Below are 20,250 nucleotides of genomic sequence, written 5' to 3'. Positions count from 1 at the left end.
CCGTTATGCTACAGTCTATCTTTATACAGAACTATGCCCTGATTGATAAGCTGGACATTGACTTTACGTCCGGCTTTTCGGTGATTACCGGTGAGACCGGTGCCGGAAAGTCCATTATCTTAGGGGCCATCGGACTCTTATTAGGACAGCGTGCCGACGTGAAATCCATCAAGAAGGGGGCTTCCAAGTGTATCGTGGAGGCGACTTTCCGGATTGCCAACTACGGCATGGAACCGTTCTTTCAGGAGAATGACATCGAATTCGAACCGGACGAATGTATCCTTCGCCGTGAAGTGTCGGCCAACGGGAAGAGCCGTGCTTTCATCAACGATACGCCGGCTTCGCTGGCACAGATGAAAATGCTGGGCGAGAAACTGATTGACGTGCACAGCCAGCACCAGAACCTGCTGCTGAACAAGGAAGGTTTCCAGTTGAACATTCTGGACATCCTGGCACAAGACGAGCAGGCATTGTCGGCTTATCAGTCGGTATACCTTTCCTATAAGAAGGTGGCAAAGGAACTGGATGACTTCATTGCACAGGCCGAAAAGAGCCGTCAGGATGAAGATTATATCCGCTTTCAGCTGGAACAGTTGGAAGAAGCCGGACTGAAAGACGGAGAGCAGACGGAACTGGAGCAGGAAGCGGAAACCCTGAGCCATGCCGAAGACATCAAGGCCGGACTCTATAAAGCCAGCCAGCTGATTAACGGCGAGGAAGGCGGTACGGTTTCACTGACCAAGGAGTGCATGCAAACGCTTCAGAGCCTGACACAGGTATATGCGCCGGCTAAGGAATGGATGGAACGGCTGAACAGCTGCTACATTGAACTGAAAGATATTTCCCGCGAAATCGGCAATGCGGAGGAAGAAGTGGAATTCAATCCGGCACGTCTGGATTTTGTCAACGAACGGTTGAACCTGATTTATTCCTTGCAGCAGAAACACCGCGTGCAGTCGGTAGAAGAACTGATTGAACTGACGGAAAACTATCGAAGCCAGTTGAATGCCATCACTTCTTTCGACGACCGGATTGCAGAGCTGGAGGGAGAAAAGAAGAAATTGTATGCCGAGGTGCTACGTCAGGCCGAAAAACTGACCGCGCTTCGTACACAGTCGGCACGGCACATTGAATCGCAGATGGAGTCCCTGCTCATCCCACTGGGTATGCCTAACGTGCGTTTTGCCGTGGAACTGACTCCCAGAAAGGAACCCGACAGCAAGGGAATGGACAGCGTGACGTTCCTGTTCTCGGCCAACAAGAACGGAACGTTGCAGAATGTGGCTTCCATCGCTTCGGGAGGTGAAATCGCCCGCGTCATGCTTTCACTCAAGGCCATGATTGCCGGAGCCGTCAGACTGCCGACCATCATCTTCGATGAAATTGATACCGGTGTGTCAGGCTCCATCGCAGAGAAAATGGCACTGATCATGCAGGACATGGGACGCCAGAACCGCCAGGTTATCAGCATCACCCACCTGCCCCAGATTGCCGCACGCGGAATTGCGCACTACAAGGTGTACAAGGAAGATACCGACACCGGGACCAACAGTCATATCCGCCGCCTGACGGATGAAGAGCGGGTGCAGGAGATTGCCCACATGCTCAGCGGTGCCACCCTGACAGAGGCTGCCGTGCAGAACGCCCGTGCCCTGTTAGGCTTTAAACAATAACAAGAAACAAACAAGACCATGATAGAAAAGAACGAAATGATTTTCGGCGTACGCGCCGTTATCGAGGCTATCCAGGCCGGAAAAGAAATTGACAAAGTATTAATCAAGAAAGACATCCAGAGCGACTTGTCGAAGGAGCTTTTCGCCGTGTTGAAAGATACGTTCATCCCCGTGCAGCGTGTACCGGTGGAACGCATCAACCGCATCACCAAGAAGAACCATCAGGGAGTGGTGGCATTTATCTCGCCCATCACTTACCAGCGTACGGAAGACATCGTGCCTTTCTTGTTTGAGCAGGGAAAGAACCCGCTGCTCATCTTGCTGGACGGCCTGACCGATGTGCGCAACTTCGGAGCCATTGCCCGTACGTGTGAATGTGCCGGTGTGGATGCCATCATCATTCCGTCAAAAAACAGTGTCAGTGTCAATGCGGATGCCATCAAGACTTCTGCCGGAGCCTTGCATACCATCCCGGTGTGCCGCGAAAACAACCTGACGAATACCATCAAGTTCTTAAAGGACAGCGGATTCAAGATTGTAGCAGCGACAGAAAAAGGTGACTACGACTACACCAAGGCCGATTATCAGGGCCCGACATGTATCATCATGGGTGCGGAAGATACCGGTGTGCCCTACGACCACCTGGCACTTTGCGATGAATGGATCAAGATTCCGTTGTTCGGCAACATCGAGTCACTGAACGTGTCCGTGGCAGCAGGTATCCTCATTTATGAAGCCGTGAAACAAAGAGGATTCGGAGAAGAATAAAACAATAAAACATACATACTACCATGAAAATAGGAAAAATTACCCTCGTGCTGACATGCTGTGGGATGGCTTTTCAGATCGGTATGGCTCAGGAACTTCCCAAATGGGCCAACAAAGCCAGAAAAGCTGTGTTCTCTGTCATCACGTACAATAAGGAGAATCAGATTCTCAATACCGGAAACGGATTCTACATTGATGAAAACGGTACGGCCGTATCCGATTATACGCTGTTTAAAGGGGCCGAACGTGCCGTAGTCGTAACTGCCGATGGAAAGGAACTTCCGGTGGAATACATTCTGGGAGCCAACGATATGTACGACGTAGTGAAGTTCAAGACTGCAGCCGATAAGAAGACCGTAGCCTTGCAGCCGGCATCCCGTCCGGGAGCAGTAAGCGAAACGGTGTACGTACTTCCCTACTCTACACAGAAAGCGGCTTCGGGCACACACGGCACCATTTCAAAAATCGATACCATCAGCAACAACTCTTTCTATTATACCCTGGACATGAAAACGGGAGAAAAGACCGTAAGCTGTCCGGTAATGAATGCGGAAGGAGAAGTTGTGGCACTGGTACAGAAGAACAGTGACAAGGAAAGCACATCAAGCTATGCCATCGGAATAGGCTATGCTAAGAGCCTGTCTATCACCGCTCTTTCTGCCAACGATTTTACACTGAATACCATCGGTATCAAGAAAGGATTGCCGGAAGACGAGTCTCAGGCACTGGTGTACCTGTACATGTCTTCTTCCAACCTGCCTACAGAAGAATACCTGAACCTGCTGAATGAGTTTATCCAGCAGTATCCGAAAAACAGTGAAGGTTATTCCCGCCGTGCTCTTTGTTACATGGGATACGGTGACGATGCACACTATGCACTGGCAGAAAAAGACCTGCAAACCATGGTGGAAGTGAACGAAAACAAGGGAGACGCGTACTACAGCCTCTCCAAACTGTTGTATAACTATGTACTGAGCTTGCAGGGAGCCAAACCGTATGGCGACTGGACCATGGAGCGGGCACTGAAAGAAATCAATACGGCTTTGGAGAACGACAAGCAGGGACTGTACTATCAGCTGCAGGGAGACATTTATTTTGCCATGCAGAAATATCCGGAAGCATTTGCCAGCTACGAAGAGGTAAACCGTTCACCGTTAGCCTCTGCCGCTTCTTTCTATGCCGCAGCCAAGACCAAAGAGCTGATTGAAGGTGCTTCAAAGAAGGAAGCCATTGCCCTGATGGACAGTGCCGTAGCGAAATACAATCCCCCCTACGGAAAAGAAGCAGCTCCTTATCTGTACGAACGTGCCCGCATGAAAGCGGAAGACAAGCAGTTCCGCGAAGCAGTGGTAGACTACAATCTGTTCCACGACGCCATGATGGGCCAGGTATCGTCTGATTTCTATTTTATCCGTGAGCAGGCTGAAATGCAATGCCGTATGTACCAGCAGGCCATCAATGACATCAACAAGGCCATTGAAATGGAACCGAAGAACGTGGAATACTGGGTAGAAAAAGGAAGCGTACATTTGCGGGTAAACCAGCCGGATGATGCCATGAAAGCCTTGAATAAAGCCATTGAACTGGACGCGAAGAACGCAGCTGCCTATCGTATGCTGGGTTACTGCCAGATACAGCAGGGAAAGAAGAAGGAAGGTATGGCCAACCTGGAAAAAGCAGTAGAACTGGGTGATACCGTAGCCAAGAACCTGATTGAGAAATATAAAAAATAACTGACTGATATGCAGAACAGAGTCTGTCACCTTTTCGGCATCCGCTACCCCATCATTCAAGGTGGAATGGTATGGTGTAGCGGATGGAGACTGGCCTCAGCCGTGAGCAACGCAGGTGGATTGGGGTTGTTGGGGGCTGGTTCCATGCACCCGGGAACCCTGCGTGAACACATCCGTAAGTGTAAGGCGGCTACCGACCAACCTTTCGGAGTCAATGTGCCGCTGATGTATCCGGAGATTGAAACCCTCATGGAAATCATTCAGGAAGAAGGCGTAAAAATCGTGTTTACATCTGCGGGAAATCCCAAGACATGGACTTCCAAGCTCCAGCAGGCGGGCATCAAGGTGGCTCACGTGGTATCTTCCAGCCGTTTTGCCATGAAATGTGAAGAAGCTGGAGTAGATGCCATTGTGGCAGAGGGCTTTGAAGCAGGCGGACACAACGGACGAGAGGAAACTACGACTTTCTGTCTGATTCCGGCCGTCAAAAAGGTGTGCAGTGTACCTCTTATTGCCGCAGGAGGAATTGTATCGGGCGAAGGCATCTTAGCCGCCGAAGCGTTAGGCGCAGAAGGGGTACAGATGGGTACCCGATTTGCCTTGACAGAAGAAAGTTCAGCGCATTTCAATTTCAAGGACCGTTGCCTGCGATTGAATGAAGGAGATACCCTTCTGACACTCAAGCAGCTTTCCCCTACCCGTCTGGTGAAGAACGATTTCTACAAGCAGATAGAGGAAGCGGAACAAAAAGGAGCCTCAGCAGACGAACTGAAGGCTTTGTTGGGAAAAGGCCGGGCCAAAAAGGGAATCTTCGAAGGCGACCTCTACGAAGGAGAACTGGAAATAGGACAAGCCGCATCCCAGCTTCGCAAGTTACAGACGGTGGATGAGGTGATGAAAGAGCTGGTAGAAGACTACCGGACAGCACTTCGCCAGATGCAGGACAAACAGAGCTGGTAACTCTTTTGCATACTAAGACCGTAAGCTCTTACCTACAGACTTTTTTCAAGTTCAATAAATATCCTTTAAAATAAAATGGCAAATGAAGATGACAGCGTAAAATCATCTTCATTTGCCATTTTTATATGGGTTTCTGTATCTGATTTCATTTTTCATATTCCCGGAGAAACGCTTGAACATGGTTTCTACCCGAAATAAAACACAGATGTGCTTTCTCGCAGAAAAGAATCTGTGTCCACCAGAATCAGCTTCTTTATTTATTACGTTTCAAAAACAAAGAATTCGTAATGGTAGCGGGCAGTTCCTCCTGATAGTGGGTTACCATAATCAGGGTTTTATCCTTCCGCGCACAGAATGCCTCGATGACATCCTTCACCAGCCGGCGGTTACGCATATCCAGTCCGTGCAACGGCTCGTCCAGAATCAGTAGTTCCGGGTCTTTGACAAACGCACGGGCCAGCAGCACCATACGCTGTTCCCCGCTGGAGAGTTGCAGGAAACTACGGTCTTTCAAGTCGGCAATGCCGAAAATATCCATCCACCACACGCACGTATCCACATCTTTCTCCTGTGTCTTGCGGTACAGGCCGATAGAATCATGTAATCCGCTGGCTACAATGTCAATGGCCGGCAAGTTCTTCAGATAAGCGCGGTGCATTTCGGGACTCACATAACCGATGTGCTTCTTGATTTCCCAGATACTCTCGCCACTTCCCCGTTTACGACCAAACAAAGAAATATCGCAGGCATAGCTTTGCGGATTGTCGGCGCAGATCAGGCTCAGCAAGGTAGACTTCCCAGCTCCGTTTTCGCCACTGAGCGCCCACTTTTCGCCACATTTCACCGTCCAGTCGAATTCTTTCAGAATCACCCGTTCTCCGTAACGGATACTTACTTTGTTCAAGTCTACGATATGCTCCGTATGGAACAGGTTATCGGCATACGGCAAGTCCAGTATCCGCTGCCGTTTCTCGTCAGACAACACATGAGCAGGGTCTGGTTCACGGTGTGCCAGATATTCCTGCAAAGTGATTTTCGGCCCGCAATGACGGTCTTCCACCGGTATCACATGTGTTATAAATGTCGGGATATCGTCTGTCTTCGACAAGACCAAAATTATCTGCAGGTTGGTCATTTCAGTCAGTTTTCCCAGCAATGTGTGCAGCAGTCCCCGAGTCCGCGCATCCAGTCCGATGAAAGGATTGTCCATAATCAGTACTCTCGGACCACTCAACAAGGTCTTGGTCAGCTGAAACTTGCGGAGCTCCCCGCTCGACAGCAGAATTATATGTTTGCTTAGCATTTCCTCAATACCAAACAAATCGTACAGCGCTTTCCGCAGTTGTTCGTCCTTGCAGGGAGGAAGCAAATCGGCTACGATAGGCGTATCGTCCAGGTCCTGCGAATTCCAGCGCTGCTGGTAATAATAGTTCCCGTCGGCATCCCCGTACGAGTCACGGAAGGTGATGTATTTGATGTTGTCACAAGCCATCTTCGATTCCGAAGGCGAGAAGTCGTATTTCACTTCATTCATCAGCAACGGATAGCGTCCGGTAATAGTGTCTACCAGCAGACTTTTTCCGCCACCGTTCGGTCCCACGATGGCCACATGTTCTCCTGCCGCAATCTGCAAGTTCACAGGCTCTTTCATCCGGTACAACGGATGACGAGTCACTCCGTTCTCAATTGTAATTACATGCTGCATTGTCTTTCTCTGTTTTTATTTTGTTCCTTTAAGTAGTTGTTCTCTTGGTTTATTGATGCACAATCATGGCCGTACGAGGCACTACCACCAGTTTGTTGCCGGTCAGCGTACCCAGTCCCAGCACATTGTCTATGCGTCCGTCACGACAGGCTATCCAGTAACGTCCCTCAGGTACGTCAATCTGCACGGGTTCCGTACGGGCATTGAGCACCACAATCGTATTCAGCCATGAATCACCCGCCGGACTTCCCTTGATACGGAAAGCCACCACGTTGCTTGCCGGTACCGGCAAAAACTCCAGGTGTTTGGCAATCAAGTCCGCATCGCCCATACGGAAAGAAGGATGCGCCTTTCGCATGGCAATCAGGCCCCTCACATAATCAAAGAAATCACGCTGCGAAGTCTTCCGCCCCCAGTTGATGGCATTGATTGCATCCGGACTCTTGTATGAATTGGCCACTCCCTGCTTGTCGCGCAGAATCTCGTCACCTGCATACCAGAACGGAATGCCCTGCGAAGTGAATACTGCCGTAGCAGCCAGTTTGGCCAAGGCGTTCATCTCTAATGCAGAAAGTCCCGGCAATGTCGCTTTCAGACGGTCGGCCAGACAAAGGTCATCGTGACAGCTCACATAACTGATCATCTGTTCGGGTTGCGCAGCCCAGAAAGCCGGAACGGTGGATTCCTTGTCGCTGACCAGTTGCGGATGTGCGATTCCTCCCGCCAGTCCGAACTTCACACCGGCGGCGTATCCCATGCGTCCGATGACAAAAGCTCCCTTGGCATCGTTTCCCCACGGACCACGCAGGCTGTCGCGCATTTCATCGCAGAACATGCCGATGTGTGGTAACTGGGCTGCATGCTTCTTCATGGCCAGCAGACTATCCGGCAGTTGTGGTTTTCCGGCTGCCCAGCCTTCTCCATACATGCATATTGTAGGGTCAATCTTGTCGAGTGTCTTACGGATGGCATTCATGGTTTCGATGTCATGAATCCCCATCAGGTCAAAACGGAACCCGTCTATGTGATATTCTCTGGCCCAATAGCAGACTGACTCTATCATGAAACGCCGCATCATCGGTCGTTCGCTGGCCGTTTCATTGCCACAACCCGATGCGTTAGCCCATTTCCCTTCCTCGTCCGTGCGATAGAAATAACCCGGTACGGTCCGTTCAAAATTGCCTCCTTTCGTGATAGCCGTGTGATTATACACCACGTCCATCACCACCCGGATACCTGCCCGATGAAGTGCCATGACCATCTGCTTGAACTCGCGGATACGCACTTCCGGTCGATAAGGGTCGGTGGCATACGAGCCTTCCGGCACGTTGTAGTTCTTCGGGTCATATCCCCAGTTGTACTGCGGTTTATCAAGCCTGGTTTCGTCCACCGAAGAAAAGTCGAACGAAGGCAACAGCTGTACGTGTGTCACGCCCAATTCCTTCAAATGGTCAATGCCCGTTTTCTCGCCCAGATACGTATGCGTTCCTTCCTCCGTCAAAGCCAGGAACTTTCCTCTGTTCCGGATGCCGGAGATGGTATCGATAGAGAAATCGCGATGGTGCAGCTCATAAATCACCATGTCGGAGAAGCGTTTCAGCGGCGGACGCTTGTCTTCGTTCCACCCCTCCGGATTCGTCTCTTTCCAGTCGATGACGGCTGCCCGGTCGCCGTTCACTCCCACAGCCTTGGCCATGAGTCCGGGCGTATCTCCCTGCCATACATCGTCTATCTTGACATTGAACGTATAGAACTTTCCTTTCAGGTCTTCGTCCACGCGAGCCTGCCACATACCGTCAGATGCCGGTTCCATCTTCACCATACGATAGGCAGAACCTCCCTGCCCTTTTTCGTACAGCAGCACCCGCACTTCCTGAGCCGAAGGAGCCCAAAGCGAGAAGCGGGTTGAAGCAGGCGTATAAGCCATTTCCACCCATTCCCCCTCGTACACCGGATATTCATCAAACGGCGTACTGGTATGCTGCTGTGAAGAAGTACATCCGGTAGCCACAGCCACGGCCGACATCACTACAAGCTGTTTTAAATTCATGGTTCTAATCTCCTATTTCTTTATGCGTCCCGGATTCTTGGCGATAAAGTCCTTCCAGCTGGAATAAGCTTTCGGCATTTCCGGACGTCCCATCTGCAAATAATGGCAATAAGCTGCTCCCAAGGCATCCGTCGCATCCATAAAGGGGCCCATTTCCGAGTCGGGTATGTGCAGCATACGCTTCAACATATCGGCCACCTGCTCCTTGCTGGCCTGCCCGTTGCCGGTAATGGCCATCTTGATTTTCAACGGGGCATATTCTGTCACGGGGATGTCACGTGTCAATGCTGCTACAATAGCCACCCCCTGCGCACGTCCTAACTTCAGCATGGACTGTACGTTCTTTCCAAAAAACGGAGCTTCAATAGCCAGTTCATCAGGAAGGTACGAAGAAATGATACCCTGCACGCGCTCATAAATGTGTTTCAGCTTCAGATACGAGTCGCCGCATTTACGCAGGTCGATGACGCCGAGTGTCATCACTTCCGGTTTGACACCCGTCACCTTCAGTATCCCGTATCCCATGATGTTCGTACCCGGGTCGATACCGAGAATGATTTTTTCCTTAACCGGCTGTATCACCTTATTACCTCCATTAATGTGGGGAAACCGATGACCTTATCCTTGAACACTTTCATCATCTCCGTATTCAAGGCAGCCTCCTGCTTTACATGCCAGCGATGCAACGTCGCGCTGTCTTCCACTTCCCACTGGAGTGAAAAGCATTCACTGTCCTGCTCCTTATGGCTCAAGATACGCAGGATACGGGGATTTTTCAGTTCACCCGATTTTTCCACTTCCGGAATGTAGAATTCATTCAACCATATCACAAAATTACGGGCATCACCCATCTCTACATGAAAAGTAGTATTATAAATCAGCATATATCTTCTTATTTTAATCCGATTACAAAATTATACAATACGATGAAAACAACCTGATCAGGAATACCGGCGAGGATAACGCAACAGAATGCTCAGCACAGCCGCCACTCCCAGTGCCATGGGATAATAAAGGTATCCTATGATGTGGATAGGAGATAAACCCGAAAGCTCGGCCGCAATCAAGAGTTGCGCACCATAAGGGATAATACCCTGAATCACACACGAAAAGGTATCGAGAATACTGGCACTCTTCCGTTTGTCTACCCGGAACTGTTCGGCAATGTCATTTGCCAATGGGCCCACAGTGATAATGGCAATCGTATTATTGGCCGTACAGATATTGGCCAGGCTCACCAGTGCGGCGATACTTAGTTCGGCTCCTCGTTTTCCTCTTACATGCTGAGTCAGACGGTGCAGCACATAATCCACACCTCCGTTAAAACGTATCAGTTCCAGCATACCTCCTGCCATCAGGGTTACGATGATCAGTTCTCCCATGCCCGTCATCCCTTTACCCAAAGCCCCAAACCATCCGAACACATCGAATGTACCGTATGCCATGCCCACAATACCCGTAGAAACCAGACCCAGCAACAGTACCAGCAATACGTTGACACCAGCCACTGCCGTTCCAAGCACAATTATATAAGGTATGACTTTCATCCATTCTACATGGGGAATATCCTGCACCACCTCAATATGGCTTCCATATATAACATAATACACAAATACCAGCAAGGCAGCCGGAAGGGCAATCAATGAATTCACCCGGAACTTGTCGCGCATCACGCACCCTTGCGTACGGGTAGCCGCGATGGTCGTATCGGAAATGAAGGACAGGTTGTCGCCGAAAAAGGCACCACCCACTACTACCGCCGTCATGAAAACCACGCTGACATCCGTCTTGGCCGCGATACCGGCAGCTACAGGAACCAGTGCGACAATGGTACCGACCGACGTACCGATGGAAAGAGAAATGAAGCACGATGCCAAAAAGATTCCCGCCAGCAGCAGATTGCCCGGAAGCAGCCGCAAGGTCAGGTTTACCGTCGCATCGATAGCCCCCATGGCCTGAGCCGACTGTGCAAAGGCCCCCGCCAAGATGAAAATCCATATCATCAGCATGATGTTCTTGTTGGCCGCTCCTGCGGAGTATTGCAACAAGCGGTCGTTTAAGCTCAGTCCTTTCGTCGTAGCTACGGCATAAATGGAAGACACCATGAAAGCTACGGTAATCGGAATTTTATAAAAATCATTGATGAGCAGGGAAGCCACCAGATACAGGCATAAAAATACCACCAGCGGACTCAGGGCCCACGCATTGGGTTTGTTCACAATGGGAGTCAGTTTCTGAAAATTCATTCTCTTCTTCTTTTATTTTTTTGACAAAGGTATATATTTTTCAGCTGACAAACATCCCATTTCAATGAACATTTCAGCAAAAAATGAGGTTATCAGCCCCATAATTAGGAAGAAGCAAAAAATATTTCACCCATCTTCTCCGAATATTTAAGAATATTATCTATCTTTGCCAAGCCTAAAAGGGAAAAACAGAACACATGAAACTGACCATGCTTAAAATAATGCTGCTGCTTACGGTCATCTTTATGAAAATAGAGGTGACAGAAGCTGTGTCATGCAATCAGGTGTCAAATGATTTTCCCAATTTATCTACGGTATCTTGTCAGAGAGAGACAAAAGAAACGCTCAATTTTATCCATGCCACCCTTGACAAGGCACATAATTTGTTCAGTACACTAAATCGCGACAATTCCTTCAACAGGTTGTTGACGGATAAGCGTGTAGTACGCAATGACGAACAAAATATAAACTTCTTCTTACGCTTACTACTTTTTTATCATTCCCTACGTGAAGTAGGCTTGTTGAAGGATAAGGAGTGCCTTTACCCTTCGACCAATATTCATTGTGTGATTCCTTCATGCAGATACTATGTATTTGCTATGAGAAAAATCATCATTTAGCCGTTTTATAGATTAGTTGTTTTTCACTGCTCCGATACGGTTGTGCCGGGGCAGTATAGCTTTGCTTGTCTCATTTTTTTTGAAATAAGCGAAATATCTTATGTCTCATTTTTAAAAAAATCTATAAAACGCATAAATCATGAAAACAAATAGTTCAAAAAAATCATTTAAAGGAATAGAAGACGCAGGTTTAGTTATCATCGTATGTTTTCTCGTGGCTATAGGTATCTATCATTTTGTTTTTGGAAATCCGGCAAACTTCATGAACAATGACCCAAACAATCATCCGCTTCCAGGCAATATGTTAGGTACCATCTACAAAGGAGGAATCATTGTACCCGTCATTCAGACACTCTTACTTACGGTACTGGCTCTCAGTGTAGAACGTTTTTTTACCCTTCGTGCATCTTTCGGCAGAAGCAAGCTCTCCAAATTTGTAGAACAGCTTAAAGAAGCCTTAAATAAAGGAAATTTGGAAAAAGCACAAGAACTATGTGACAAACAGCGTGGTTCAGTGGCCAATGTCGTAAGTTCCACTCTCCGCAAATACCGTGAGATGGAGCAGAACAACGAATTGAGCAAAGACCAGAAAACTCTTGCTATACAAAAGGAACTGGAGGAAGCCACAGCACTCGAACTTCCTATGATGCAACAGAACCTACCCATTATCGCCACAATCACCACTTTAGGAACTTTAATGGGATTGCTTGGAACCGTAATCGGTATGATCCGTTCATTTGCCGCACTTTCTGCCGGAGGGGGTACTGACTCCGTAGCTTTGTCCACTGGTATTTCCGAAGCTTTGATCAACACCGCATTTGGTATCTTGACCGGTGCGTTGGCAGTTATTTCTTATAACTATTATACGAACAAGATAGACAAACTGACATACAGTCTTGACGAAGTTGGTTTTTCCATTGTACAGACTTTTGCAGCCACTCATTAATTTCTGTCCCGCTGAGGATTTCCTCACGCAGACAGAAACAGAAGTTCCATTAAAAAGATTTCACTATGAGTAGAGCTAAAATAAAAAAGAAAAATATGTTCATCGACATGACAGCCATGAGCGATGTCACGGTGCTGCTGCTTACTTTTTTCATGCTGACAGCCAGTTTCGTGAAAAAAGAGCCTGTACAGGTTGTCACTCCTGCATCAATTTCCGAGATAAAGATACCCGAAACGAACATCATGTCCATTCTGGTAGATCCCGGGGGCAGAATCTTTATGAGTCTTGATAAGCAGAATGACATGGCAGCTACGCTAGAAGCTATGGGAAAAGAGTACGGCTTGACATTTACCCCACAGGAAATCAAGAAATTTTCCTTATTCCCGACTTTTGGAGTGCCGATGAAAAATATGAAATCGTTCCTTGCCCTTAGCACGGAACAGCAAGACCGCATCTTAAAGGATCAAGGAATTCCTTGTGACAGTATTGACAATCAGTTTAAGGCCTGGGTACGCAATGCACGTGCTATCAATCATGACTTGCGCATTGCTATCAAAGCCGACCAGCAAACACCATACGCGGTCATTAAAAAAGTGATGAATTCCCTTCAAGACCTTAAAGAGAACAGGTACAACCTGATTACCTCTCTGAAATCAAGTCCTGAAGAATAAAAACAAAAAGTATGGCTGAAATTCAAGAAAACAATAATAAAGAGAAAAAAGGTAGCAAGCAGAAAAAGATGAATATCCGGGTGGATTTCACCCCGATGGTCGACATGAATATGCTACTGATAACTTTCTTCATGCTGTGTACTTCACTGAGCAAACCGCAAACAATGGAAATCAGCATGCCTTCCAATGATAAAAACATCACCGAAGAACAGCAGAATAAAGTCAAGGCTTCTCAAGCACTGACTTTGTTGCTGGCCGAGGAAGGAAAACTCTATTATTATGAAGGTGAACCGGATTACAAGAACTATGCATCACTAAAAGAAACAACCTATGATGCCAGCGGATTACGCAAACTGTTGCTCAGCAAAAACTATGAAGCAGTCAAGAAAGTTCGTGAACTGAAGGAAAAAAAGGCAAGACTTGAAATTACCGAAGAGGAATGCAGGCAGGAAATAGCCAGTGTAAAATCAGGAAAAGACACTCCTACCGTCATAATCAAAGCTACGGACAAATCTACCTATAAAAATCTGATAGACGCATTAGACGAAATGCAAATCTGCAGCATAGGGAAATATGTAATCGTGGATATTACAGACGGTGACCAATTCCTGATAGACAACTATCTTTCTCAAGGCGAGTTAAGTCAAAATGCGGCAGGCAACAATGTATAACTTTATAAAGAGAAAGAAAAATGTCAAAAGTTGATTTAACTTCTTTGGAATGGTGTGAACTCATCTTCAAAGATCGGAATAAAAGTTACGGTGCTTATAAAATGCGCCGGGATTTGGGGAAACGACAGGCTGCAGCCTTGATTATCGTCACTGTTGTGGCTTTGGTCGGATTTACCTTACCGCGTCTTATCAGAATGGCTATGCCGGCTCAAAAAGAAGAAATGGTAGAAGTGACACGGCTTTCCACACTGGAAGAGCCGGAAATAAAAGAAGAAACGATGAAAAAGGTAGAACCTATCGCCCCTCCTCCTCCGGCTCTTAAAAGTACCATTAAGTTCACGGCACCAGTCATCAGAAAAGATGAAGAAGTGAATGAAGACGATGAGCTAAAGAGTCAGGACGAACTGACGCAAACTAAGGTACAGATATCCATTGCCGATGTGAAAGGAAACGATGAACTGAACGGAAAAGATATTGCCGACCTGCAGGAAGTCATTACCCAGACACCGGAGGTCCAAAAAGAAGAGCCCTATGACATGGTAGAACAGATGCCGCAGTTCCCGGGAGGTCCCGCCGAGCTTCTTAAATACATCGCCAAGAATCTGAAATATCCTATCATAGCACAAGAAAACGGCATACAAGGAAAAGTTATCCTACGTTTTGTCGTCAATGCAAAAGGATACGTGGAAGATATCAAAGTGCTCCGTTCATTGGATCCCTATTGTGATAAAGAGGCCGTACGTGTAGTAAAATCCCTGCCACAATGGATTCCAGGGAAACAGAACGGACGTAACGTACCTGTTTACTATACATGTCCCATCGTTTTTAAGTTACAGTAATTGTGTCAAAGTGTATGAAAAGTAAATTAATTCTATATCTGTGGTGTATGTGCACGTTCTCTGCCTGCACTTCTTCCGGAAAGGGAGGCAAAGAGGAAACCTTGTATTCGGGAGAAATCCGGATTGCCGTAGATGAATCGTTCAAGCCCATCATGGAAGAAGAACTTCAAGTATATCATGCTCTGACTCCGGAGGCTTTAATTACTCCTATTTACTGTAGTGAGGTAGAAGCAGTTAACTTGCTGTTGAAAGACAGTGTACGTCTGGCAGTCACCAACCGGCGGCTGACAGAAGAAGAATTGATTTCTTTTCATACACGTAAATTCTTTCCAGAGTCCATTCTGATGGCTCTTAGCGGAGTGGCACTGATTACACATCACAGCAATCCGGACTCCCTGATTACAGTAGAAGAGTTCCGGCGTATTGCAACCGGCGAAACCACGGAATGGAAAGGATTAAATCCAGACTCAAAACTAGGTTGCATACAAGTCGTATTCGACAATCCCAATTCAGGAACCGTACATTATGTCATCGACTCTATCTGTCAGGGGAAACCACTATCTCCCTCTTTAAAAGCCCTGAAAAGCAACGAAGAGGTCATTGACTATGTGGCAACCACTCCCGATGCCCTTGGAGTGATCGGAGCCAACTGGATAGGCAACAAGACGGATACCACACGACTGTCTTTCAACCAGAGAGTCAGGGTCATGTCAGTATCCGGAAACCGGAAAGCCACTCCTGAAAACAGTTACAGGCCGTATCAGGCGTATCTGGCTCTTAAAAAATATCCGCTGACCCATGAAGTGTATATCCTTATCAATGACCCAAAGGGAGCACTTCCTACCGGACTGATGACTTTCCTGACAAGAGAACGCGGACAACGGATTATCCTTAAGTCCGGACTGGTACCCGCCACACAACCGGTCCGAATCGTAAATGTAAAAGATGATTTCTAACTTTAATGAGAAACTCATGATGAACAATAAAATTTTATGTCTTGTATGCAGTGGAATAATATATTCCGCTTCATACAGTTATGCCCAAAAAAATCTCTCGGATGAAGTCACCCGACAAATCACACAGATAGCTGCCAGCATTAATGACACACCGGAAACAGCAGCCAAGGAATTCAATGAACTGCTGAAAGGTAAAAACAAGAAAAACGTCCCTTTGCTGGTCGCTATCGGTAATGCCTATCTGAACCATAAGTGTCCGGATGAAGCACAAGTTTATGCAGACCGTGCCATGAAAATAGACTCCAAATCGGCACCGGTATATGTGCTGGCCGGTGACATTGCTCTGACACAGAAGAACGTCGGCATGGCATGCGGATATTATGAGCAGGCCATCCTGTTCGATGCCAATTGCTACGATGCATATTACAAATATGCACACGCCTATATCGGCGTAAGTCCCCAACTCTCTATCGATATGCTCACAAAGCTGAAAGCAAGTCATCCGGAACTGCCGGAAGTGAACCGGGAACTTGGCAATGCGTACTATCAATCGGGGAATTACGGAAAAGCCAAGTCTGCCTACGATGAATTTATGCAACAAGGTACTCCTGACACTCAAGATTACGAACACTATGCCATGCTGCTATATCTAAATAAAGACTATGCGCAATCACTGAATGCCGTAGAAAAAGGACTGGATGCGGACAAAGACAACCATCTCCTGAAACGTCTGCGCATGTACGACTTGTATGAAATGGAGGCTTATAAAGAAGGGCTGGAAGCTGCAGATGCTTTTTTCAACCGCCCGGAAGAGAGCAACTATGTGTATCTGGACTTTTTATACAGAGGCCGTCTGTCACTGGCAGACCAGAGAAACGAAGAGGCCTTGCAATGGTTTGAAAAAGCCCTCAAGGCAGATACCGGAAACACACACCCGGAAATAGCCAAGGAAGTGTCTGCCGCTCATGAGAAACTGCAGAACTACCCCGAGGCCATCCGCTTGTACCAGCTTTATCTGGACGGCCTGAAAGAGAAGGCAGAAATAAGCGATACGTTCTTATTGGGAAGATTGTATTACATGGCAGCCGGAAGCAGCACAGTCAGCGAACCGGAGAAAGAACCTTACCTGAAAAAAGCAGACGAAATATTCGCAGAAGTAGCCCAGCGGGTACCAGACAATTATCTAGGATATTTCTGGAGGGCACGAACCAATGCCATGGCCGACCCTGAAAGTACGGAAGGACTGGCCAAACCTTATTATGAAGCGGCCTTGAACCTGCTGGAAAAGAAAGCAGACGCTTCTAAAGCGCTCATAATTGAATGTGAAAGCTACCTGGGTTACTATCACTTCCTACAAAAGGATTACGAACAGTCCAAAGTGTACTGGAACAAGATTCTCACGTTAGATCCTGAAAATGAGACTGCCAAACAGGCACTGCAAGGATTACAAGGCAACTGATTTTTCTTCTTAACCTCAGAAACAAACTTTATGAAAACGTTTAATTTGTCTCAGTCATATCCCACTCAGGATATCCGGAAACACACAAGTTTCCTTACCATAAGTCTTTCAGCCTGTTTACTGGCGGCCGGTCTCATTCTGCTTTTCCTGCCGGAAATCAACTCGCAGTCCAATATTGACATTTTAAGAATGGTAGCCGGAAGTCTGATGGTCTGCATCGCAGTCTATCTTCTGGTTTTTCGAGCTCGCTACCAGGCTTATGCAGAAACAGGCAGCAGGATATGCAAGAAAAGCCTGACTTTCACAAAGGATCAGTTCCCCCATTTGAACAAATATCTGGCAGATTATTGCAGCCTTCCGGTTTTTCCGGCAGAAGGGGCACAGCTATATCTGCAGGTAATCCATTCGAAAGATAACCGATACGCTGCATTTCAACTGCTCACCTACACATCTTTCTTGTATGAACCTGTCACAGAATTGTGCTGTCTGAAAGGAGAAAAAGCGGCTGCATTCATCAATTCTCTACACACTTCTCATGGATTTCATCATTGATACTTTTTTGCATATAGACCAGCATCTGATTTCACTCGTACAAGAGTATCACGGATGGACGTATGCCATATTGTTTGTAATCATATTTTGTGAAACCGGACTTGTAGTCCTGCCATTTTTACCCGGAGACTCCCTTCTGTTTGTCTCCGGTGCAGTGGCATCCCTTCCGGGGATGCCACTGGAAATAAGCCTGCTGATGATGGTTATTTTCATCGCAGCCGTGCTTGGTGATTCCTGCAACTACCTGATTGGACATTATTTCGGGAAAAAACTGTTCTCCAAACCAGACTCAAAGATCTTCAAGCAAAGTCATTTGGAGAAAACCCATCATTTCTTCCAGAAATATGGCGGAAAAACCATAATCATTGCCCGTTTTGTCCCCATTGTCCGCACTTTTGCACCGTTTGTCGCCGGAATGGGACACATGAATTATTACTTGTTTATGATTTACAACCTTGTCGGGGCAGCTGTCTGGGTCTTACTTTTTTGCATGACAGGCTATTTCTTTGGAAACATCCCTTTTGTGCAGCAAAACCTCAAAATACTTTTGATGGGCATCGTACTGGTTTCACTCTGCCCTGCCCTCATTGAATATATACGAATAAAAAATAAACGAACAACAGTATGAAAAATTCCCTGTTAAACCGATTTGTACCCAAAGAAAGCAAATTCTTTCCTTTATTAAACCAATTGTCACAAACCGTACTCAATGCTTCTGAACTTCTGATTGACAGCATGAACCATGACACACCAGAGACATGGCAGGAGTATTATCACAAAGTGAAGGAAGCTGAAAGAAAAGGCGACCAGATAACCCAGCAGATTTTCATGGAGCTAGGCCAGACCTTTATCACCCCCTTTGACCGGGAAGACATACATGACCTGGCCTTTTCCATTGATGACGTGACCGACCGCATTCACAGTGCCTCGAAGCGGATTGCCATCTACAAGCCGCACGCCATTTCAGACAGCGGAAAAGAGCTGGCTGTCCTCATACAACAAGGAGCCTCCATCATCTGCAAGGCCATGGATGAGCTGGAAACCTTCAGCAAAAATCCGTCCAGACTGAAAGATTACTGTCAGAAGCTCCATGAGATAGAAAACCATGCGGATGAAGCCTATGACCTTTTCATCATGCAACTGTTTAATGAAGAAACCGACTGCATTGAACTGATCAAGACAAAAGAAATCATGCAGGAACTGGAAAAGACGACAGATGCCGCCGACCATGTAGGAAAGCTCCTGAGAAACATTATCGTAAAATATGCCTGAAAAAAGAATTGCACATGGAATTACTCATCACCATCATTGTACTGGCCCTGATTTTTGACTATATCAACGGTTTTCATGATGCAGCCAACGCAATAGCTACCATTGTTTCTACCAAGGTGCTGACTCCGCTTCAGGCTGTAATCTGGGCTGCCTTTTTCAATTTTCTGGCGTTTTTCATCGCTAAATACCTTATCGGTGATTTCGGCATTGCCAACACTATGTCAAAAACAGTCTATGAGCAATACATTACTTTGCCAGTCATCTTGTCTGGAGTGATTGCAGCCATCATCTGGAACCTGTGGACCTGGTGGAGAGGAATTCCTTCTTCTTCATCCCATACACTTATCGGCGGGTTTGCGGGAGCCGCCATTGCTGCTTATGGATTTGGTGCCATTCAAAGTTCGGTTATCCTGAAAATCGTGCTTTTCATTTTTCTGGCTCCAGTCATAGGTATGCTTGTAGCCTTCCTCTTCACTCTGATAGTGCTGAATCTGTGCCGTAAGGCCCATCCTCACACCGCAGAGAAATGGTTTAAAAGACTACAGTTGCTCTCGTCCGCCCTGTTCAGCATCGGACATGGACTTAACGACTCGCAAAAGGTAATGGGTATCATTGCAGCTGCCCTGATAGCAGCCCATTCGCAAGGCATTGGCATGGGGGTAAACAACGTAGGCGATTTACCCGACTGGGTCGCTTTTTCCTGCTTTACCGCAATCTCACTGGGAACCATGTCGGGAGGATGGAAAATAGTCCGCACCATGGGAAACCGGATTACCAGAGTTACTCCGCTGGAAGGTGTCATAGCCGAAACAGCCGGTGCATTTACGCTTTATTTTACGGAATATCTGAAAATTCCGGTCAGCACCACCCACACCATATCAGGAGCCATCATCGGAGTGGGCGCCACCCGTCGCCTGTCCGCAGTGCGCTGGGGAGTTACCCGAAGCCTGATGACAGCCTGGGTGCTTACCATCCCGGTAAGTGCGGCATTGGCAGCAGCCATCTATGCACTGATCGGGTAACCAATCTCTTTTTTCAAGGAATAACAAATAAGGAAGAAAAAATAGCACAAACATCAGATTCCAGCAAAAAAAGGACTTTCATAGAGATAATTCTATTAACTTTTATT

Annotated in this window: 20 protein-coding genes; 15 read left to right on the top strand and 5 right to left on the bottom strand. The window is 47.1% G+C overall.

Features of this window, described 5'->3' with window-relative positions:
- Positions 1 to 5 precede the first annotated feature (5 nt).
- Genes recN through DXD04_RS05480 form a run of 4 tightly spaced genes read left to right on the top strand, consistent with a single transcriptional unit; the run spans position 6 to position 5,134 of the window.
- Entirely contained in the window at positions 6 to 1,673 is a 1,668-nt protein-coding gene (gene recN, locus DXD04_RS05495; RefSeq protein ID WP_117671573.1) for a DNA repair protein RecN, read from the top strand.
- Positions 1,674 to 1,691: 18 nt separating this feature from the next.
- Positions 1,692 to 2,441, top strand: coding sequence for a 23S rRNA (guanosine(2251)-2'-O)-methyltransferase RlmB (rlmB, locus tag DXD04_RS05490; RefSeq protein WP_007558366.1), 750 nt, complete (start codon positions 1,692 to 1,694; stop codon positions 2,439 to 2,441).
- A 23-nt stretch (positions 2,442 to 2,464) separates the two neighbouring features.
- Complete coding sequence (locus DXD04_RS05485) at positions 2,465 to 4,174, top strand: trypsin-like peptidase domain-containing protein (protein WP_409034798.1); 1,710 nt, start codon at positions 2,465 to 2,467, stop codon at positions 4,172 to 4,174.
- Between the two features lie 9 nt (positions 4,175 to 4,183).
- The gene (locus DXD04_RS05480) at positions 4,184 to 5,134 is read left to right on the top strand and encodes an NAD(P)H-dependent flavin oxidoreductase (RefSeq protein ID WP_117671571.1); all 951 of its coding nucleotides are present in this window, start codon (positions 4,184 to 4,186) and stop codon (positions 5,132 to 5,134) included.
- Positions 5,135 to 5,387: 253 nt separating this feature from the next.
- On the opposite strand, the gene DXD04_RS05475 is transcribed toward DXD04_RS05480, so the two are convergent.
- The 5 genes from DXD04_RS05475 to DXD04_RS05455 are packed head-to-tail and all read right to left on the bottom strand — an operon-like array spanning position 5,388 to position 11,135.
- A complete protein-coding gene (locus tag DXD04_RS05475; RefSeq protein WP_117671569.1) occupies positions 5,388 to 6,839 on the bottom strand; it encodes an ATP-binding cassette domain-containing protein in 1,452 nt (483 codons plus the stop codon).
- Positions 6,840 to 6,888: 49 nt separating this feature from the next.
- Positions 6,889 to 8,889, bottom strand: coding sequence for a type I pullulanase (gene pulA / locus DXD04_RS05470; protein WP_117671567.1), 2,001 nt, complete (start codon positions 8,887 to 8,889; stop codon positions 6,889 to 6,891).
- A gap of 12 nt (positions 8,890 to 8,901) precedes the next feature.
- The gene (gene ruvC / locus DXD04_RS05465) at positions 8,902 to 9,471 is read right to left on the bottom strand and encodes a crossover junction endodeoxyribonuclease RuvC (RefSeq protein WP_117671565.1); all 570 of its coding nucleotides are present in this window, start codon (positions 9,469 to 9,471) and stop codon (positions 8,902 to 8,904) included.
- Positions 9,468 to 9,773 carry a DUF4286 family protein gene (locus DXD04_RS05460; RefSeq protein ID WP_117671563.1) on the bottom strand — a complete coding sequence of 102 codons (306 nt, stop codon included), beginning with the start codon at positions 9,771 to 9,773 and terminating at the stop codon, positions 9,468 to 9,470. The genes ruvC and DXD04_RS05460 overlap by 4 nt, the downstream gene beginning before the upstream one ends.
- A gap of 57 nt (positions 9,774 to 9,830) precedes the next feature.
- A complete protein-coding gene (locus DXD04_RS05455) occupies positions 9,831 to 11,135 on the bottom strand; it encodes a Na+/H+ antiporter NhaC family protein (RefSeq protein WP_117671561.1) in 1,305 nt (434 codons plus the stop codon).
- 197 nt (positions 11,136 to 11,332) lie between these two features.
- Between DXD04_RS05455 and DXD04_RS05450 the strand changes: the two genes are divergently transcribed.
- From DXD04_RS05450 to DXD04_RS05400, 11 genes are all read left to right on the top strand, one after another.
- A complete protein-coding gene (locus DXD04_RS05450; protein ID WP_117671559.1) occupies positions 11,333 to 11,755 on the top strand; it encodes a hypothetical protein in 423 nt (140 codons plus the stop codon).
- 139 nt (positions 11,756 to 11,894) lie between these two features.
- Positions 11,895 to 12,701: a MotA/TolQ/ExbB proton channel family protein gene (locus tag DXD04_RS05445; RefSeq protein WP_117671557.1), complete on the top strand. Its 807-nt coding sequence runs from the start codon at positions 11,895 to 11,897 to the stop codon at positions 12,699 to 12,701.
- A gap of 65 nt (positions 12,702 to 12,766) precedes the next feature.
- On the top strand, positions 12,767 to 13,372 hold the full coding sequence (locus DXD04_RS05440; protein ID WP_117671555.1) for an ExbD/TolR family protein: 606 nt from the start codon (positions 12,767 to 12,769) through the stop codon (positions 13,370 to 13,372).
- An 11-nt stretch (positions 13,373 to 13,383) separates the two neighbouring features.
- Complete coding sequence (locus DXD04_RS05435; protein WP_117671553.1) at positions 13,384 to 14,043, top strand: ExbD/TolR family protein; 660 nt, start codon at positions 13,384 to 13,386, stop codon at positions 14,041 to 14,043.
- A 20-nt stretch (positions 14,044 to 14,063) separates the two neighbouring features.
- A complete protein-coding gene (locus tag DXD04_RS05430; protein WP_117671551.1) occupies positions 14,064 to 14,882 on the top strand; it encodes an energy transducer TonB in 819 nt (272 codons plus the stop codon).
- A 14-nt stretch (positions 14,883 to 14,896) separates the two neighbouring features.
- Complete coding sequence (locus DXD04_RS05425) at positions 14,897 to 15,838, top strand: PstS family phosphate ABC transporter substrate-binding protein (protein ID WP_117671549.1); 942 nt, start codon at positions 14,897 to 14,899, stop codon at positions 15,836 to 15,838.
- 16 nt (positions 15,839 to 15,854) lie between these two features.
- A complete protein-coding gene (locus DXD04_RS05420; RefSeq protein ID WP_229035341.1) occupies positions 15,855 to 17,297 on the top strand; it encodes a tetratricopeptide repeat protein in 1,443 nt (480 codons plus the stop codon).
- Between the two features lie 30 nt (positions 17,298 to 17,327).
- Positions 17,328 to 17,849 carry a hypothetical protein gene (locus DXD04_RS05415; protein ID WP_117671547.1) on the top strand — a complete coding sequence of 174 codons (522 nt, stop codon included), beginning with the start codon at positions 17,328 to 17,330 and terminating at the stop codon, positions 17,847 to 17,849.
- On the top strand, positions 17,833 to 18,477 hold the full coding sequence (locus DXD04_RS05410; RefSeq protein ID WP_117671545.1) for a DedA family protein: 645 nt from the start codon (positions 17,833 to 17,835) through the stop codon (positions 18,475 to 18,477). Before DXD04_RS05415 ends, DXD04_RS05410 begins: the two co-directional genes overlap by 17 nt.
- Positions 18,474 to 19,121, top strand: a complete 648-nt coding sequence (locus DXD04_RS05405; RefSeq protein WP_117671543.1) for a DUF47 domain-containing protein — start codon at positions 18,474 to 18,476, stop codon at positions 19,119 to 19,121. Before DXD04_RS05410 ends, DXD04_RS05405 begins: the two co-directional genes overlap by 4 nt.
- A 14-nt stretch (positions 19,122 to 19,135) precedes the next feature.
- Entirely contained in the window at positions 19,136 to 20,143 is a 1,008-nt protein-coding gene (locus DXD04_RS05400) for an inorganic phosphate transporter (RefSeq protein WP_117671541.1), read from the top strand.
- Positions 20,144 to 20,250: the final 107 nt, after the last annotated feature.

Origin of the sequence: Phocaeicola plebeius (genome assembly GCF_003437535.1) — a bacterium.
Classification (GTDB): domain Bacteria; phylum Bacteroidota; class Bacteroidia; order Bacteroidales; family Bacteroidaceae; genus Phocaeicola; species Phocaeicola plebeius_A.
The sequence above is the reverse complement of the archived record's forward strand: the minus strand, read 5'-3'. Positions and strand labels throughout refer to the sequence as shown.